This window comes from Lentilactobacillus hilgardii DSM 20176 = ATCC 8290, assembly GCF_000159315.1.
GTDB lineage: Bacteria > Bacillota > Bacilli > Lactobacillales > Lactobacillaceae > Lentilactobacillus > Lentilactobacillus hilgardii.
On record NZ_GG669994.1, the window covers coordinates 244,224 to 262,663 of the forward strand.

At 41.4% G+C, this 18,440-nt stretch carries 17 protein-coding genes and 1 pseudogene; 11 read left to right on the forward strand and 7 right to left on the reverse strand.

Features of this window, described 5'->3' with window-relative positions; translation table 11 throughout:
* Positions 1-206: 206 nt before the first annotated feature.
* The 7 genes from dapD (at position 207) to HMPREF0519_RS08425 (ending at position 9,263) form a co-directional block, all read left to right on the forward strand.
* Positions 207-917: a 2,3,4,5-tetrahydropyridine-2,6-dicarboxylate N-acetyltransferase gene (dapD, locus tag HMPREF0519_RS08395; protein WP_003558992.1), complete on the forward strand. Its 711-nt coding sequence runs from the start codon at positions 207-209 to the stop codon at positions 915-917.
* A gap of 4 nt (positions 918-921) precedes the next feature.
* Positions 922-2,082: an N-acetyldiaminopimelate deacetylase gene (locus HMPREF0519_RS08400; protein ID WP_003558994.1), complete on the forward strand. Its 1,161-nt coding sequence runs from the start codon at positions 922-924 to the stop codon at positions 2,080-2,082.
* Positions 2,083-2,130: 48 nt separating this feature from the next.
* Complete coding sequence (dapA, locus tag HMPREF0519_RS08405; protein WP_003558996.1) at positions 2,131-3,021, forward strand: 4-hydroxy-tetrahydrodipicolinate synthase; 891 nt, start codon at positions 2,131-2,133, stop codon at positions 3,019-3,021.
* A gap of 87 nt (positions 3,022-3,108) precedes the next feature.
* The gene (dapB, locus tag HMPREF0519_RS08410) at positions 3,109-3,882 is read left to right on the forward strand and encodes a 4-hydroxy-tetrahydrodipicolinate reductase (protein ID WP_003558998.1); all 774 of its coding nucleotides are present in this window, start codon (positions 3,109-3,111) and stop codon (positions 3,880-3,882) included.
* A gap of 17 nt (positions 3,883-3,899) precedes the next feature.
* Positions 3,900-5,087, forward strand: coding sequence for an aminotransferase class I/II-fold pyridoxal phosphate-dependent enzyme (locus tag HMPREF0519_RS08415; protein WP_003635446.1), 1,188 nt, complete (start codon positions 3,900-3,902; stop codon positions 5,085-5,087).
* A gap of 99 nt (positions 5,088-5,186) precedes the next feature.
* A complete protein-coding gene (locus HMPREF0519_RS08420; RefSeq protein ID WP_003635448.1) occupies positions 5,187-6,269 on the forward strand; it encodes an aspartate-semialdehyde dehydrogenase in 1,083 nt (360 codons plus the stop codon).
* A 267-nt stretch (positions 6,270-6,536) separates the two neighbouring features.
* The gene (locus HMPREF0519_RS08425) at positions 6,537-9,263 is read left to right on the forward strand and encodes an HAD-IC family P-type ATPase (RefSeq protein ID WP_003635450.1); all 2,727 of its coding nucleotides are present in this window, start codon (positions 6,537-6,539) and stop codon (positions 9,261-9,263) included.
* A 70-nt stretch (positions 9,264-9,333) separates the two neighbouring features.
* On the opposite strand, the pseudogene HMPREF0519_RS08430 reads toward HMPREF0519_RS08425, so the two are convergent.
* From HMPREF0519_RS08430 to HMPREF0519_RS08460, 7 genes and pseudogenes are all read right to left on the reverse strand, one after another.
* A pseudogene (locus HMPREF0519_RS08430) lies at positions 9,334-10,693 on the reverse strand (MFS transporter).
* Positions 10,694-10,985: 292 nt separating this feature from the next.
* A complete protein-coding gene (locus HMPREF0519_RS08435; RefSeq protein ID WP_003559007.1) occupies positions 10,986-11,315 on the reverse strand; it encodes a hypothetical protein in 330 nt (109 codons plus the stop codon).
* A 78-nt stretch (positions 11,316-11,393) separates the two neighbouring features.
* The gene (locus HMPREF0519_RS08440; protein ID WP_003559009.1) at positions 11,394-12,464 is read right to left on the reverse strand and encodes an ABC transporter substrate-binding protein; all 1,071 of its coding nucleotides are present in this window, start codon (positions 12,462-12,464) and stop codon (positions 11,394-11,396) included.
* Positions 12,461-13,282, reverse strand: coding sequence for an ABC transporter permease (locus HMPREF0519_RS08445; RefSeq protein WP_003559011.1), 822 nt, complete (start codon positions 13,280-13,282; stop codon positions 12,461-12,463). Before HMPREF0519_RS08445 ends, HMPREF0519_RS08440 begins: the two co-directional genes overlap by 4 nt.
* On the reverse strand, positions 13,282-14,091 hold the full coding sequence (locus HMPREF0519_RS08450; RefSeq protein ID WP_003635456.1) for an ABC transporter permease: 810 nt from the start codon (positions 14,089-14,091) through the stop codon (positions 13,282-13,284). The genes HMPREF0519_RS08445 and HMPREF0519_RS08450 overlap by 1 nt, the downstream gene beginning before the upstream one ends.
* Positions 14,092-14,104: 13 nt before the next feature.
* Entirely contained in the window at positions 14,105-15,190 is a 1,086-nt protein-coding gene (locus HMPREF0519_RS08455) for an ABC transporter ATP-binding protein (protein WP_003635458.1), read from the reverse strand.
* A 45-nt stretch (positions 15,191-15,235) separates the two neighbouring features.
* Complete coding sequence (locus HMPREF0519_RS08460) at positions 15,236-15,625, reverse strand: hypothetical protein (RefSeq protein WP_003635460.1); 390 nt, start codon at positions 15,623-15,625, stop codon at positions 15,236-15,238.
* A 92-nt stretch (positions 15,626-15,717) separates the two neighbouring features.
* Here HMPREF0519_RS08460 and HMPREF0519_RS08465 point away from each other — a divergent pair, with 92 nt between their 5' ends.
* The 4 genes from HMPREF0519_RS08465 to HMPREF0519_RS08475 all read left to right on the forward strand — a co-directional run bounded on the left by HMPREF0519_RS08465 (position 15,718) and on the right by HMPREF0519_RS08475 (position 18,418).
* Positions 15,718-16,692, forward strand: a complete 975-nt coding sequence (locus tag HMPREF0519_RS08465; RefSeq protein WP_040472770.1) for an asparaginase — start codon at positions 15,718-15,720, stop codon at positions 16,690-16,692.
* Positions 16,693-16,752: 60 nt separating this feature from the next.
* Complete coding sequence (locus tag HMPREF0519_RS08470; protein WP_003635465.1) at positions 16,753-17,925, forward strand: hypothetical protein; 1,173 nt, start codon at positions 16,753-16,755, stop codon at positions 17,923-17,925.
* 14 nt (positions 17,926-17,939) lie between these two features.
* Positions 17,940-18,101 (forward strand): hypothetical protein, encoded by a 162-nt coding sequence (locus tag HMPREF0519_RS13905; RefSeq protein ID WP_003635466.1) that lies wholly within the window; start codon positions 17,940-17,942, stop codon positions 18,099-18,101.
* A gap of 80 nt (positions 18,102-18,181) precedes the next feature.
* On the forward strand, positions 18,182-18,418 hold the full coding sequence (locus HMPREF0519_RS08475; protein ID WP_003559025.1) for a zinc-ribbon domain-containing protein: 237 nt from the start codon (positions 18,182-18,184) through the stop codon (positions 18,416-18,418).
* Positions 18,419-18,440: the final 22 nt, after the last annotated feature.

Consider the following 18,440-nt stretch of genomic DNA (forward strand, 5'->3'; position numbering starts at 1 on the left):
CGTTGCTTTGAGAAGCAGTCCTAAGTCAAGTGTGCGGAGTAAAGCGGTTATCACCCAGAGCGTAAGGCGTCAAATTGGGGAATCCCGCATTGGGATTTTTCGATTTGATCCCTTACGTGGCGTGGTGATGCTTTGAGAAACAGTCCTAATTCAGACAACTATATAAAAATAATAAAACTACTACTTATAAGGGAGACTTTATTGCAATGGAACAACTAAGTGCACGGGAAATTATTGAGTATATCGGAAATGCCGAGAAGAAGACGCCGGTGAAAGTTTATGTTAAGGGTGCTCTTCGAAAAGTTGAGATTCCCAAATCAATAGAAGCGTTTGTTGAGAAACACACTGCCGTTTTGTTTGGTGATTGGAAGAACGTTGAGCCTTTCCTGAAGGCAAATAAAGATCAGATTAAAGACACGAAAATCGAATCCGATGCAACAAATTCCGCCGTTCCATTGCTGGATGCCAAAAATGTCAATGCCCGTATTGAGCCGGGGGCTGTCATTCGAGAGCACGTCACAATTGGCGATAATGCTGTCATTATGATGGGCGCTATTATCAATATCGGGGCCGAAATCGGGGCCGACAGCATGATTGATATGGGCGTCGTGATGGGTGGCCGTGCAATTGTTGGTAAGCATTCACATATTGGTGCTGGTGCGGTACTGGCCGGTGTGATCGAACCGGCTTCTGCCCAACCGGTTCAAATAGATGACAATGTTCTGATCGGCGCCAATGCAGTTGTCATTGAAGGCGTTCACGTTGGTGAAGGTGCCGTTGTGGCAGCCGGCGCGGTTGTGACTGAAGATGTAGCACCATATACGATGGTTGCCGGTATGCCGGCGAAGAAAATCAAGGATGTCGATTCCAAGACTAAGTCCAAGACAGAGTTGGAAGACGATTTAAGAAAGCTGTGATTTAATGGCCCAATTAACAACGGAAAACTTAATTGATATTCGTAGGCACCTGCACGCGCATCCTGAATTGGCAATGCATGAGTTCGAGACTCATCAATATCTGTTAGCTGTCATTAAGGGGGTTAACCAGCAATATCTTGAAATCCGAGAGGTTCCGGACCTACCAACCGCATTACTTGTGTATATTCACGGAAGTGATCCCAAGCGGACGATTGGTTATCGAACCGATATCGATGCGTTGCCCGTGACTGAAAAAACAGGGTTACCATTTGCTTCTAAAACACCCGGTGTGATGCATGCATGTGGCCATGATATCCACATGACGGTTGCGTTGGGCGTTCTCAGCTGGTTCAGTGAGCATCAGCCAAAAGATAATATGGTGTTCTTCTTTCAACCGGCAGAAGAAAGTCAGAATGGCGGTAAAGTTGCCTATGAACAGGGCGTTTTTGCCGGCAAATGGAGACCGGATGAATTTTACGGACTGCATGATAATCCCAACTTACCCGCGGGAGCAATTGGCTGCCGCATGGGCACGCTATTTGCGGGAACAACGGAAGTCAATGTTGATTTGATTGGAAAAAGCGGGCATGCGGCTTATCCACAGGATGCCAATGACATGGTGGTTGCGGCGGCTCAATTTATTAACCAGGTTCAAACAATCGTTTCCCGAAGCGTTAACCCGATTGAGGGCGGTGTAATTACATTTGGGAAGTTGGATGCCGGAACCATTCGAAATGTTATTGCCGGGCAAGCCCGGATTGAAGGAACTATTCGTGGTCTCACCCAGAAAATGATCGAACACATTGTTGACCGACTCAAACAGGTCGCCAATGGAGTGGCAACCAGTTATGGTGCAACTGTCAACATTGCTTTTAACCAAGGTGGATATCTTCCCGTAGAAAATAACGATGAATTGACAAAACGATTTATCAATTTTGCTAAGCAGGATCCGCAAACACAATTTATTGAAACTCAACCGGCAATGACCGGTGAAGATTTCGGGTACTTATTATCAAAGATTCCCGGAACGATGTTTTGGTTGGGCGTCGAAGATGATTCAGCATTACACGCTGCTACTTTGAATCCAAAAGAATCGTCGATTCCTAAGGGCGTCAATTCGATTGTTAGATTTCTTGAGTTCAGACAGGGTGAATCGGTTTTATAAAAAATTGGAAGACTATTGAAACTAAGAATATAGAAAGTAGGGATTTTTATGATTAACGCAGATATTATGACAGCAATTATTACCCCATTTAGTGATGACGGTACGATTAACTTTGACGCACTTGAGACATTGGCAAATCACTTGATTGATACTGGTAGCAAAGGCTTTGTAATTGGTGGTACGACTGGCGAAACACCAACCTTAAGTCATGATGAAAAGATTGAATTGTACACGCGTTTTGCTAAGATAGTAAATGGTCGCGGCGTTGTTATTGCCGGTACAGGCAGTAATAACACTTACGAAACCGCACAATTCACTTCAGAAGTTAGTCACATTCCCGGTATTGATTACGCGTTGGTTGTTGTGCCATACTATAACAAACCAGATCAAAGAGGGATGATCGCCCACTTTACAGCGGTTGCTGAACAGTCGTCGGTTCCGTTGATCATTTACAATATTCCAGGCCGAACCGGTGTCACAATGGCAAACGACACGGTGGTTGAGTTATCAAAGAATCCTAATATTGCCGGTGTAAAGCAGTGTACGTCAATGGATGATTTCGAATATATTGTTGAGCATACCGATGATGACTTTAACGTTTTCACAGGTGAAGATGCTCAGGCACTCTTTGCAAAAGTCGTTGGTGGCCGTGGTGTTATTTCGGTTGCCAGTCACATCTATGGTAAGGAAATTCGTCAGATGTATGATGATCTCTATGATGGCGACTACAAAGCAGCAGGTGACCTAATGAGGTTCTTAAGCCCAAAGATCAAAGCGCTTTTCAGTTATCCGTCACCATCACCTGTTAAGGCTGTCCTAAACGCTCAGGGATACCATGTTGGCGATTGCCGTTTGCCAATCCTGTCATTAGACGATGAAGAAAAGGCCATCCTTGCAAAGAGATTGGGAATCAGAGACCTGGAGAGTGTGCGAAACTAAGCGGTTGGCGTTCGGAATGTAAGGTTCTGATTTTTTGCAGCTTGCGTTCGATAAATTAACAATATTTAATTACACAAGGAGTTTACTATGATAAAGGTTCTAGTTGCTGGCTTCATGGGATCGATGGGCCAAAAAACGGTTCAAATGATTAATGAAGACGATGATTTTGAGTTGGTTGGTGCCTATAATCCAGGTATTGATGTTGCCCATATGCAAGGCATGGGTCTTAATAAGAACGTTAAATTATTTAGTAGTCTAGACGAGATTGAGACCGATGCCGATGTTTGGATTGATTTTACAATTCCGAGTGCGGTTTTTGGTAATGTTAAATTCGCGATTGAACATGGCATTCATCCAGTTGTCGGTACCTCAGGGATGAAAGATGACCAGATTCAACAATTACGTGAATTAGCAGACCAAAAGAAGGTTGGGGGGATCATCGCACCCAACTTTGGGTTATCAGCAGTTCTACTGATGAAATTTGCAAAAGAGGCTGCTCAATACATGCCCGATGTTGAAATTATTGAAATGCACCATGATGATAAGCTGGACGCGCCATCTGGAACGGCCCTTTCAACTGCACAGATGATTGACGAGGTTCGTGGAGATCATCCGGCTCCAAAATCCGAAGAAACGTTAAAAGGCGTTCGTGGTGGCGATTATCATGGTATAAAGATTCATTCGGTAAGGCTTCCAGGTTATGTTGCTCACGAGCAGGTCTTGTTTGGGGGCACGGGAGAAGCATTGACAATTCGCCAAGACTCGTTTGACCGCGGCTCATTTATGAACGGTGTTAAACTTGCGGTACCTGCCGCGGCAAAAGCAACCAAGTTAATTGTTGGTTTGGAAAATATTTTATAAGCGAGACGGAGGATATTATGCCAGAGTTAGATAAGGGACTTTCAGAAGTTGTTAATAAGCACATTAAGGCAGTCGGACCTTCAGGTATTCGAGAATTTGATCAGAAAATTTCGTCAATTCCCGGAATTGTTAAATTGACACTTGGTGAACCGGACTTTAATGTACCGGAGCATGTCAAACAGGCGGCTATTAAAAGTATTGAAGATAATAAATCCCATTATTCGGCTCAAAAGGGGATTATCGAATTACGACGTGCCATCAGTCGTTATTTAAGTAATCGTACCGGTGTTGATTATGATCCCGAAACAGAGATTGTGGTGACAGTTGGTGCAACCGAAGCCATCTTTTCGGCATTAACATCAATGCTGAATCCCGGAGATAAAGTGATTGTCCCTACACCGGCTTTTGCGTTGTATTTTCCAATCATTCAGGTTGCCGGCGCCGAATTGATTACAATTGATACATCGGATGACGGCTTTGTTTTAACTCCTGAAAAACTTCAAAAAGCACTGGATGAAAACGGGGGTCGTGTCAAAGCAATTGTCTTGAACTATCCATCAAACCCGACCGGTGTAGAATATTCCCAAGAACAATTGCAAGCCCTGGCTGATATTATTTCAAAGCACCACATGTTTGTCTTGGCTGATGAAATTTATAACGAATTGACGTATGGCGTTAAGCATTATTCAATCGCAAAGCTTTTGCCGGGTCAAACCATTGTGGTAAATGGTCTTTCGAAGTCTCACGCGATGACCGGGTATCGAATCGGTTATTTTGCGGCACCAAAAGATTTTGTCACTAATGCTGCAAAAATGCATGGCTTTGCTGTTACCTGTCCTTCAAATCCGGCTCAATATGCAGCTTTGGAAGCTTTGACGAATGGTTTGGAAGATGCGGTTCCAATGCGTGAACAATATAATAAGCGCCGTGACTACATTGCTAAGCGTTTGGAAGAAATGGGAATGGAAATTGCATTGCCTCAAGGCGCTTTTTACATTTTTGCAAAAATTCCTGATACAATAAACGAAACACCGGTAGAATTTGCGACTGATCTTGCCGAAAAAGCCAAAGTCGGTGTTGTTCCCGGATCAGCCTTTGGACCTGGTGGTGAACGCTATATTCGAATGTCATATGCGGCCTCGGACGAAGATATTAAGTTGGCAATGGATCGGATGAGCGCTTATCTGTTGGATAGGGTGAAATAGAGATGCCACAAAGATGTCGGAAAGACACTTGTGATTCGCTTAAGATTAAAGTATGATTATATTATAATTAGAGTTTCTACAATAAGGGAGTATTTTGAGATGAGAGAATTTAACGTTGCAATTTTAGGTGCTACTGGAGCCGTTGGAACTCGGCTGATTAGCCAGTTGGAACAATCAACCATCCCCGTTAAGAGTGTTAAGTTGCTTGCTTCGGCTCATTCTGCAGGAAAAAAGCTTAAATTCAAGGGCCGGGATGTGACCGTTGAAGAAGCTAAGCCTGAATCATTTGAAGGCGTTGACTTGGTATTGGCATCTGCTGGAGGTTCTATTTCCAAGAAATTTTTGCCAGAAGCTGTTAAACGTGGTGCGGTCTGTGTTGACAATACCAGTGCTTTTCGGATGGAGCCGGAAGTTCCGTTGGTTATTCCAGAAGTAAATGAAAAAGCGTTGTACAATCATCGAGGAATTATCTCCAATCCAAACTGCTCAACAATTCAAATGGTTGTTTGCCTTAACCCGATTTATAAGAAATATGGGTTAAAGCAGGTGATCGTTTCAACCTATCAGGCAGTTTCGGGAGCCGGTCAATCTGCTCTAAATGAATTGATGGAAGAATCCCAACAGGTATTAAACGGTGAAAAGACCGATCCAAAAATTCTACCGACAAAAGGTGATAAGAAGCACTACCAACAAGCCTTTAACCTATTGCCACAGATTGATGTCTTCGAGCAAGACGGTTATTACACTCATGAAGAATGGAAAATGATTCATGAAACCAAGAAGATTATGTTGGATGATATGGATGCCAAGGATATTAAGGTAACCGCTACTTGTGTCCGGGTTCCGATCAGAATTGCCCATGGTGAAACGGTCTACTTTGAAGTAGCCGATGACAATGCAAATACCGATGAAATTAAAAAATCCTTGGCTGATGCACCGGGCGTTGTTTTGCAAGATGATACGGCGCATCAAATTTATCCACAACCAATTGAGGCAGAAGGCAAACGGGAAACATTTGTCGGACGGGTTCGACCGGATTATGAAAATGAAGGCAGCTATCACATGTGGGTTGTTTCTGATAACCTTCTAAAGGGTGCCGCATGGAATACAGTTCAGATTGCTGAACGATTGGTTGCTGATGATTTGGTTCGAGTTCCTGATAATCCATATTTAGGCAAATAAAGATGTGTTCAAGGAATAGTTAATTTCTAATGCGCGTTTTAGTTAAATAATGACGTTTCACAAGAGATCGAGACAAAGCAGCTTTTTGCCCGATCTTTTTTTATAAATCGATATTTATCGATATAGTCTAAAAAGATAGATGATCCAACACGTTTTGGGACGTCCTACTTGTAGGTATGCCGTCAAATATCATATAATATTTCTATGGTAGATCTAAATTATTTTAAGGCTCGTCTAATTTTATTAAAAGAGAGGTTGATACATTGAATGGAACAGAAAATTACTGAGGCTCCTCCCGAACAGGGGTTATGGCAGGATTCCACTGAGAAATTAGTTAAAGAATATGGGACTAATTCTGAAAATGGATTAGGTGAGCAGGAAGCCAAGAAACGATTAGCTCAAGATGGCTATAATGAATTAACAGTTAAGAAGCAAAGCAAGCTGGTTAAATTCATTGCCCAGTTTAATAATAGTATTATTTATATACTGATAGCTGCGGCAGTCATTACGCTTCTGCTTCGCCACTATTCTGATTCATCTGTTATCGGGATTGTGATTATTGCAAATGCGTTTATTGGATTCTTTCAAGAAATCCAAGCAGACAATGCGTTAACCAAGATAAAAGAATTATTGGTTAGTCAAAATTACGTTGTCCGTGATGGTCAAAAGATTGAGGTTCCGGCTCGAGAATTAGTTGTTGGTGATTTGGTGAATTTGGAAGCGGGAGATGCGGTTCCTGCTGATATGCGGTTGATTTCAGCTGATAATTTACGAATTCAGGAATCAACGTTAACTGGTGAGAGTAATTCGGTTGAAAAGACCGAGAATCCCATTGATAAAGCATCCGTTCCGTTGGCCGAACGTTCCAATATGGCTTATGCTTCAACAGCGGTAACACAAGGATCCGGAATGGGGATTGTTGTTGGAACCGGTTCGAGAACCGAAATCGGTAGTATTCAGCAAAGTGTTTCTAATGTTAAGACTCAAGTAACGCCGTTAATGAAAAATTTAAATAAATTAGGTGTTAATTTATCAGTTTTTATCGTTGTAATTGCAGTTTTACTTTTCATACTTGGTTTATATACAAAAATCTATAGTTTACCTGTTCTAACGATCGCCATTATCACCATGGTTGTTGGATCGATTCCCGAGGGGTTACCCGCATCAACATCCGTTGTTTTGGCACGGGGTGTTCAAGTCATGACTAAACGAGGGGCAATTGTTAAAACATTGCCTGCTGTTGAAACCCTTGGAGCGGTTGATATTGTTGATACGGACAAGACAGGGACACTGACCAAAAACGAAATGACGGTAACGGACGTTATTACCCATGATCATCATTATCAAGTAACAGGTACAGGATTTGTGGATAATGACAAGGGCGTTTCGGGTAATGTTCTACTGGACGGTCAAAAAGTCGACTGGCAAAATGATCAAAATTTTGTTGAGTTGGTTAAAATTGCTGGAACAACGACCGATGCCGAACTTGTTCAAACTGATGGTGAGTGGCGTTTGACGGGTGAACCAACCGATGGGGCCTTAACAACCCTATTTCATAAATTAATGGGGCGGGCTCCAGAAGTTGACGAGCTGGATACGTTACCTTTTGATTCGGCTTATCGTTACAGCGCCCGTTTGATTGATGATGACAAGCAGCATAATGAATTAATGGTTAAGGGTGCTCCTGGAACGATTTTTGATATGGTCAAGTCAAGCCATCCTGATTTTGATTCTGATTCTTGGTATGAACAGGTTAACAAGTTAACCGATCAGGGATTACGAGTTGTGGCGTTGGGTTGGAAGGATGTTTCCAACAGTGAAAGTGAAATCGTGATGGATGACATTTCTCAAGGCATCCAATTAAGTGGAATTGTTGGTATCATGGATCCCCCCCGTGAAGAAGTCATTCCGGCCATTCATCATTTGCGACAGGCAGGGGTCAAGGTTAATATGATTACCGGTGATCATCCTGATACGGCAACCGCGATTGCCAAGAAACTGGATTTGGATGAAAGCATTCATGCGATTACCGGTCCGAAGATTGACAAGATGTCCGATGAAGAGTTAAGTAAAGAAATTGGTCGATATAATGTTTTTGCACGGACAACACCTGCAAATAAATTACGAATCGTTCGTGCACAGCAGGCTAATTCGAAAATTGTTGCGATGACCGGCGATGGTGTTAATGATGCACCGGCATTAAAGCAAGCCAACATCGGTATTTCTATGGGAATTAAAGGAACGGACGTTGCCAAAGAATCCGCTGATATGGTATTGGTTAAGGATAGCTTTACCACTATCGTAGATGCCGTCTCTGAAGGTCGACATGTGTTTGATAATATTCAAAAAACAATTCGATTCCTTTTACCAACAAGTTTTGCTGAGGGACTGGTTGTTTTGATCAGTATGATTATGGGACAGGAATTACCGCTATATCCAACCCAGTTGCTTTGGATCAACACCGTTTCTGCTTTGACCATTCAATTCGCATTTATTTTCGAGCCCGCAGAGGAATCGATCATGGTGCGAGGACCACGTGATGTGACTAAGGGGATTTTGGGCAAGATGGACGTTTTTGAAATTGTCTATGTGTCAGTTTTGATTTCGTCACTTGGTATATTCACCTTCGACAAGTTTGTCGATGCGAATATATTGAACCCGGTTCTGGGCAGTACCATGGCTGTTAACATTATCATCTTCGGTAAAATTTTCTATCTCTTCAATATTCGTAATTCGTATCCGATCATTTCCAAACACTTCTTTGAAAATAAGATGGCCTTTGGGATTATCGGAATTCTACTAGCCTTACAAGCGTTCTTGGTTTACGCACCATTCATGCAGGGCATCTTCCATACAGCTACAATTAATTTCTATTACGGTTGGGTTGTTCCGGCAATCTGTGGATTTGTTGTGCTGGTCGTAACGGAAATTATTAAACTGATTCGGATTCAATATCGAAAACGTGCGGGGCAGGCTACAAAAATCCGTGGATAAAAACAGAATTTAGCTTTCAAAAAAACGTTGATCCCCTAATATAGGAGGTCAACGTTTTTTGAGATAGGATCTATTTTAAGTCAGTTGCCTTAACGTTTCTGCCTTGGAGAATCGATAGGATTAATGCACCGATAATAATGATTAGTGAAATCGCAAAGGCAATGTGCATGCCTGAGATAAAGACTTCCGGTTGACTTGGCAGGTAGGTTGTCACATGAAAGCCTGCTTTGATACTCATGCCAATAAATAAGGCACTTGTTGACAGAGCAGTTCCGGAAATCATCCCGATATTTCTAGCGAGCGCATTCAAACTTCCGGCACTTCCCAACTGGTCTTTAGGGACAACCGACATGACAATATCACTGTTTGGCGACTGGAATAATCCGGTTCCGACAGCCATGACAATGGTGATAAATGACATAAATCCATATTGGGCTGTTTAGGGTTAGAAAATAGTATAACGCCTGAGCAAACGCAACAATTGCAAGACCAATGGTTGCAACTTTTGCCTGTGAGAAATGGTCGGCAAACCAGCCGCCAATTGGACCGGCAAAAACCATTACAATTGGGAAGATGATCAATAACGCACCTGCTTGGCCAGCAGTTAAACCACGTGCGTCTTCCAGGTAAAATGGCATAATAATAACCGTAAAGAAGTTCGATAAGAAGATTAAAACGGCTGCGCCCAGGCCATAGGAGAATGCTTTGATTTTAAACATCGAAAGGGGCATTAATGGATTCTTGGTACGCTTTTCAGTGTGAATAAAGCCCCAGAAAGTCACGATGGCAATCGCAAATAAAATAAGTGGAAGTGGTTTTGTATAGCCGATTTCCTGACCAAGGAAATCGCCCAGGAAGAGTCCAAATATGAGTAGGGCAAAGTTGATAAAGCCAAACCAGTCAATCCTCTTGCCGGTAGTTTGATAAGACTTTGGCATGACAATCGCCCCAAGAATAATAGCAAAAATACCAAATGGCAGATTGACCCAAAAAATATATCCCCAAGAAAGCTGGGACAAAATTAAGCCACCCAAGCCGGGACCCGCAATAGCTCCGAGTGCGACAAATGTCCCGACAAACCCCATTGCTCGGCCACGTTCCTTAACCCCAAACGTTGAGGTTGTAATACCATACGTATTGGAAAGGGTCATTGCGGCACCAATACCCTGGATCGCTCGGCCAATCAATAGAACCGGGAAGTTGATTTGAAGACCGGAGATAAAGGACCCGGCAAGAAAGACAACTGTTCCGATGCGGAAAACCTTAACTTTCCCGTAAAGATCGCCCAGTTTTCCAAAAAATAAAAGCAGGGCACTCAAGATAATTAAATAGGCGGAAACGACCCATTCGATTTGATTCATCGGCACATGTAGCTCTTTAGCCATAATCGGCATTGCAATATTGACGATGCTTGAATCCAGATTAGACATGAACGCAAAGGTTCCAATAGAAACTAAAACCCACCAGCCATTCTTTTGTGTCGTAGAAGGTGATGATTGTGTCGAATTAGATGTATTTTTCAATGTATGTCCCCCCTCGAATCATAAACACTTGATTAATCAAATAACATTATACGCAGTTATGCAGAAAACGAGCGAGATTTGCTTAACGAGTGTATAGGATGAAAAAGGCGATCATCAACTGATTAAAATCAATTGATGGTCACCCTTTTGGTTTCGTTAGTTTATGTGGTTGTTAGTGCTAACCACTTTGTTTCGCACACTAATCCGTTCTCCATGTTTCGAAATAATCGGTATTTTTACCCAAGTAATCAATGGCATCCTTTGCCAATTGATCTGCTTGCTGCTTGGCTTCTTCTTCATCCAAGCCCTTCCAATCGCGAAGGAAACCCTCACCGATATTGACGAATTTATTTTTTCGACCGAATCCATTGTCTTTGAATAGATCGTCCATCTTTGTAATATCATCTTTGGTCGTGTCATAAATCAGTTTTGAAAGATTCTGTGACGGGTCTAACAAGGTTGCCGCATATGTAACGATGAATTCGTTCATATCAACAATGATGTCTCGTCTTCTGTTTTGCTTTGCCATTTCTATTATTCACCTCATATTTTAGTGTAAATCTTTTCGCTACCAATGACCAATCAAATCATAATAGTTGATTGATTCTTAATGATGCATTTTGAATTCCAAATACAGATCATTGTACTGTTGGACTTTCTTCGCACTGAGGTTACTGTAAACCTCCAGTTTATCAAGAACCTGCTTGGGGGGATAAAATTGTTTATTGTCTCGAACAGACTTTGGTAAAAGTTTATAAGCATCTGTATTAGGCGTTGAGTAACCAATATACTTAGCATTTTGAGCGGCATTTTCCGGTTTATTCATAAAATTCAAGAAAGCATAGATTGCTTTAAAATGTTTCGCAGTTTTTGGAATAACCAAATTATCAAACCACATGTTACTGCCTTCGGTTGGCACAACGTAATGTAAATGAGCATTTTGTGACATCATTTCGGTCGCTTCACCGGACCAGTCAACTGCAATAGGTGCTTCGCCTTCGGCCATATACATCTTGATCTCGTCAGCAACGACCGCCTTAACATTTGGTGAAAGACGGTTCAATTTATTCTTAGCTGCTATCAATTCTTTCGTATTGGTTGTGTTCACTGAATGACCTTGTGAAATCAGGGAGAACCCCATAATATCTCTCGCAGAATCAATGAGCATAATGTCATTTCGATATTTTGAGTGCCAGAGTTGGTCCCAATGAGTTAATTCACCGGGCTTGATGTATTTGTCATTGTAGATAATACCAAGTGTCCCCCAAAAGTAGGGAATTGAATAACGGTTGCCCGGATCAAAGCTCTTATTCATAAATGAAGCACCATAATGAGACATACCGGTCAATTTTGATTTATCCAAAGGAATCAGCATATGATCTGCTTTCATTTTTTGAACCATATAATCACTTGGTACTGTTAAATCATAGTTGGTACCGCCTTGTTTAATTTTAGTGTACATTGCTTCATTGCTGTCAAAGGTTTCAACATTAACATGATAACCGGTTTCCTTTTGGAATTTAGTCAGAAGGGAAGGGTCGATATAATCTCCCCAATTATAGAGATTCAAAACTTTACTGCTGGAATCACCGGTTGATTTGGTCAATTCATGGCTGCCAAGTCCCAAGCCGGCACAAATCGCCAATAGAACTACAATAGCGATTATAAACTTTTTCATTGGTTAGCCACCCCCAATTTATCTTTCTTTCGGCGTGAAACCAAATTGTGGTTTTCGATGAAATAATAGACAATAACCAAGATCAACGAAAAGACAAACATAATGCCGGCCAGGGCATTGATTTCCAAACTGATGCCTTGACGGGCTCGTGAGTAGATCTCAACCGACAATGTCGTAAAGCCGTTTCCTGTAACAAAGAAAGTGACCGCAAAGTCGTCCAAAGAATACGTAATCGCCATGAAGAATCCGGCAATAATTCCGGGTTGAATAAAAGGCAAAACCACTCTGCTTAAAACCTGCCCAGAAGTTGCGCCCAGATCGGTTGCGGCGTTAATCAGTGAGGGACTCATTTCATCGAGCCTTGGCAGGACCATTAAAACGACGATGGGAATTTCAAATGCAATATGACTTAAAAGAACTGACCAGAATCCTAATGGCACTTTCAGGGATGTAAAGAAGATCAGAAAGCTGGCACCCATAATGACATCAGGAGAGACCAGCAGGATATTATTCAACGATAACAATGTTTGCCTGGATCTTTCCCGTTTGGCATTACTGATCCCCAAAGCACCCAGTGTACCGATAATTGTGGAAAAGACTGAGGACAACAGGGCGATTAAAACGGTATCAAGAAAAATAGCCAACATTCGTTTGTCATGAAACAGTTCACCATAGTGGGTGAGGCTGAAACCGCGGAAATTGGTCATTGTCGTTCCCTTACTAAACGAGTAGATAATAAGGTAGAGGATGGGCATGTACAAAAGCAAAAAGATGATGACAATATAGATCTTTCCAAGCTTTGAGGACCGATTGCTCATTAGTTGCGCCCCCTCTTTCGTTTAGTGTTGGTAAACAGCATGACGATTACCATTGAGATGATCAAGACCACGCCAATAGTGGAACCCATTCCCCAGTTCATCGTTGTTAAGAAATGCTCTTCAACCGCAGTTCCAAGTGTAATAATCTTGTTACCACCAATCAATCTTGAAAGCATGAAGAGTGATAAAGAAGGGATGAAGACGATTTGAACGCCGGATTTAATACCGGGCATGGTCATGGGAATAATGATTTTGGTTAAGGTCTGCCAATTGGTTGCGCCCAGGTCATGACTTGCTTTGATATAAGAGTCGCTAATGTCAGTTAATGAATTATATATTGGTAAAATCATAAACGGAATTTGGATATAGGACGCAACGAGGATGAAGCTGGTGTCTGTAAACAGCATATGTTGAGCTGGTAGTCCGACTAATTCAAACAAATTGTTAACCAGTCCGTCATGGCTTAGTAGGCCAATAAAGGCGTATGCTTTTAGCAGCAGGTTAATCCATGTTGGTAAAATGACGAGTAGGATCCATAGATCACGATGTTTCAATTTACTGATGACCAATGCCATTGGATAACTGATTAGAAGAGAAATCAACGTGATTAAAAAGGCGTAAAGCACTGAGTTTGCCGTCATGGTTAAATAAGTGCCGGAGCGAAAGAACGTGGCATAATTATCAAAAGTAAACTGATGTGAGATGTTGAAAAACGAATAATAAACGATCAATCCCACCGGTGCGATTACAAACAAGGCCAGCCACATCATGTAAGGCGTGTAAAACATTGCTCTGAAGCTTTTTTTCAATGTTTTTTCCTCCCTATTCTTCGTAAGTTTCCAAACGAGAATTAAACTTGGCTTCGGTTTCGTTGTAACGCATGACGTGCATATCATTAGGGCCAAATGTTAACCCGATAATCGCATTGTCAGTTGTTGCATTGGTGGAATGAATCAACCATTCGTTATCCTGCATATCATAGGCGAGTATTTCATAATAGTCACCGCGGAACAGCTGGGTGCTGACCTTAACCTGTAACTTTCCTTTTTCAGGAGTTGTGATAACAAGGTCTTCCGGACGAATCACAACCTCAACGGGTTCGTTTGGGCGCATGCCGGCATCCGCACATTCAAATGTATGTCCAAGAAATGAGATTTCGTAATCTCGGACCATGTGGCCGGGAATGATATTGCTTTCGCCGATGAAATCAGCCACAAAATGGTTGATGGGTTCGTCATAGATGTCGACCGGGTCACCCTTTTGAAGAATTTGTCCCTTATTCATGACAAAAATTTGATCGCTCATTGCCAGTGCCTCTTCCTGATCATGGGTAACGAATAGGAAGGTGATGCCAAGGTTTTGTTGGAGGCTACGCAATTCATACTGCATATCTTTTCTTAATTTAGCATCCAAGGCGGACAGCGGTTCGTCCAATAGAAGAACCTTCGGGCGATTAACAATTGCTCTGGCGATCGCGATTCGCTGTTTCTGGCCGCCGGAAAGTTCAGAAATCTCCCGATTAGCATATTGATCCAATTGAACTAATTTCAAAGCATCATGAACCCGTTCGGCCACTTCTGCTTTTTTGACTTTATGCAAGATCAATCCAAAAGCGACGTTTTCAAAAACGTTCATATTTGGAAAAAGGGCGTAGTCTTGAAAAACAGTGTTTAATTGACGTTTATTAGCCGGAATGTCATTGATCTTTTGACCGTCAAATAATACTTGTCCGGAAGTTGCATCGGTAAATCCTGCAATTGTTTGAAGAATGGTTGTCTTTCCACAACCGGAAGGGCCAAGAAGGGTGTAAAATTCTCCTTGGTTTAGTTTAAAATTAATATCTTTAAGTGCGGTAAAGTCGTCATATTTTTTGTAGACGTGCTGTAATTCGATAATGGTTTTGCTCAATTCTTCAAGCCTCCTTGTGAGTAGTCTGACAGGGCTGTTGTTTCTTTAATCAGCTCTGCCAATTAATGCCTTGATGCACGGTGACTGCCGCCACCCCTTAATTTTGTGGACGTGACGTTTAAAGGTTGTTTTGGTTTCATCACTAACGTATTTAAAATGACTCATTTGACCGTTAAAGGGTTTTCCAGAAAGTCTGATTTGCAGCCAGCGGGTCATGACGTTGATCATTGAGTTGAGATTTTCGGTTCTGGATGAAATGTTTTCCACGTTGGCTGCCTGCATAATATCGGTTTTAAGCCTGTTAACCAGATTCTGGTGATAATCAACCAATTCCTGAGTTAGTGGGGCGTCTTTATATTTATTAAACAACATTTCAATCTGGCGCATCGCGTCTTTTGAATTCTTAGGCTTATAGTATCTATCAGAATCTGACATAAGCTCACTTCTTTCTGTGTTGTCGGTATGTTTTCTCAGCTACAATTATAATGTACAATAGTATAGATTATCATTTTGGAGGCCGAAATTCTATGAAAACAATTTTAGCGATTCACACCGGTGGTACCATTTCAATGTCTCAAAACGAAAAGGGCGAAGTTGTTCCAAATGATGAGAACCCAATCGCAGAAGAACAAGTCATTTTGAATGGTCAAATCAACCTGATTACCGATGAACTATTCAATTTACCATCACCTCATGTCACACCTGAAGTGATGTTGCAGATTAAACAACGAATTATAAAAGCAATTAACGATGGCGTTGACGGTGTCGTGATTACTCACGGAACCGATACACTGGAAGAAACAGCTTACTTTTTAGATTTGACATTACCAAATACAATTCCAGTCGTGGTAACAGGAGCGATGCGATCGTCAAATGAAATTGGCTCAGATGGTTTATACAACTTTCAAAATGCAATTTTGGTTGCGGCAACTGATGAATCTTACGGTAAAGGTGTCCTTGTTGTGATGAATGATGAAATTCATACAGCTCGTTTTGTGACCAAAACCCATACCACTAATGTCGCAACGTTTAGAACGCCTACATTTGGTCCGATTGGAATTGTGACACAGAATAAGGCTAAATATTTTCAAGAACTCATTCAAACTGAGGTTTCCGATATTGATCATGTTTCTGCCGGCGTTTATTTAATAAAGGCATATGCCGGGATGAACGGCGATTTATTTGAGGCAATCAACCGATCGACTACTAATGGATTGGTTATTGAAGGCCTGGGTGCGGGAAATCTGCCGCCCCAAACGCTACCTGCAATTAAGCGACTCATAGATAATAACATTCCCATCGTCCTGGTTTCCAGATGTTATAACGGTGTTGCCCAAGATATTTATGATTATGAGGGTGGCGGTATTCAACTCAGAAAAATGGGGCTCATTCTATGCCAGGGATTAAATGGACAAAAGGCCAGAATCAAACTATTGGTTGGTCTTAGTGCACACAAATCCGGTGATGATCTACGAGCCTTCGTCAGCAATGCCATATCATAGATTGCACGAATATAAGCGCTTATAATTATGATAACGAATAATCTACGGATGTGAAAGAAGGTGTCTCTTTTGAAAACAATATATGAACAGTTGCGGTCAGCTCAAATTGATGAGCGGTTAATAAACGCCTTCCAAAAGAATAGCGATATCGTATATACGGGTGTCATCCAGTATTTGGATGCTCAGGATTTTGTTATGCTGACCTATAACGATTATGGCATTCAAGATGGAGAAGTTTATTTAAAAATTGGTTCGGTTAAATCGATTGAAACAGACAGTTATGATCTTGCGAGCATGAAAGATCGAATTTCATTTGATGAAATGAATGACTTATCGAGCAATCCTTCATTTGATATGCCGATAAAAATGAGCGATTCTTTATTTGATCGGATTGTGAAGACGCTTTATGAAGAACAGCGGGTCTCATTGATTATTACGGTTGAAGATGGCAAACTTAAATATAGTGAGGGATTGGTCAAGGATGTTCGTGCGGATGGCCTGACGTTTTTAAACTTGAACAAATTTGACTTCTCCAAGCAGCGAATGATGGACTTCTTATTTGACGATATTCACGGTATTGAATTTGGTGGAACCGAATTACAATTAGTCCAAGAAACATTGGCAATGATTAAGCCTGAGAATCATATTGATGATGTAAGTGTACGGGACACGGATAAATTTAGAGAAACTATTGGAAAATTGCGTGGTACAAATAAGGCTATCATTATTGATACTAATGATGAACGAAAATACTTTTATGTTGGTCAAGTGATTGCCGGCAATGCCAACGAGTTGGTGATGATGGTGGTTGACATGAACGGACGGTTTGGCGGTTATGTTTGGATTCGATATGACGATATTAAAGAAATATTATTGGATTCGGACTACCTTCGTCTGATTCATCGATTTGTTAAATTGAATAAAGATACCAAACACTTTGTTTTACCTGTTCTCAATGCCGAACGTGCCTTTGATGATACGGATAATATTTTAACGCATATTCTTTACCAGTCGATTAAGTTCAGAAAGATTATTCGGTTTGAGTTAGCTGATAAAGAGAACTTTGCGGCCTTTCCGACCAATTTAAATCTGACGACTGGTTTATTAACAGTGGAACTACTGGATGTTGATGAACAGACTGAGTCAACAACAAAGCAGATTGGTATTGAATCAATTCGAGAAATGGCATTTGATTATTTCAAAGCGTTCTTGTTAGAAAATCAAGTTGATTGAGGGGAATAACATTCATGGCAAAGAAGAAGTTTAAAATGCCAAAATGGATTCGTGATACATTGGAAGACGTTATTATGATCGCTGTGTTGATGGCGGCCAGACGGTTTCATACGATCGGCCAGCAATTAAAAGATCAAGAAGCGGTTAAAAAGCATCAACAGGAAGTCTTTCAATAAAAGGATGCAGCGTAGGAGCGGGAAGAAGCCGTTAAATGTCGAAACCGTAATCAAACCAAGCAACAATCGAGGTAATCGAGATGCCAATCAGAAAGTTTGCTTTTTGTCCTTATTGTGGGACTAAATTAACGGAAAATCAGGTAACGTGCCCAAATTGTCATCGAAAATTGCCGATTGAAGAAGCCGCTAAAAAATCGCGACCTTCATTGAACCAACTGATTAGTAACCCCTATAAGGAAGGCATGGATCGTTACCACGAAAAGGCGTCGGGAACTTCAAAGAAAAAGAAACGGTCATTTTGGAAGAAATTATTATAAGTGTGCGGAGCAAAGCGGTTAG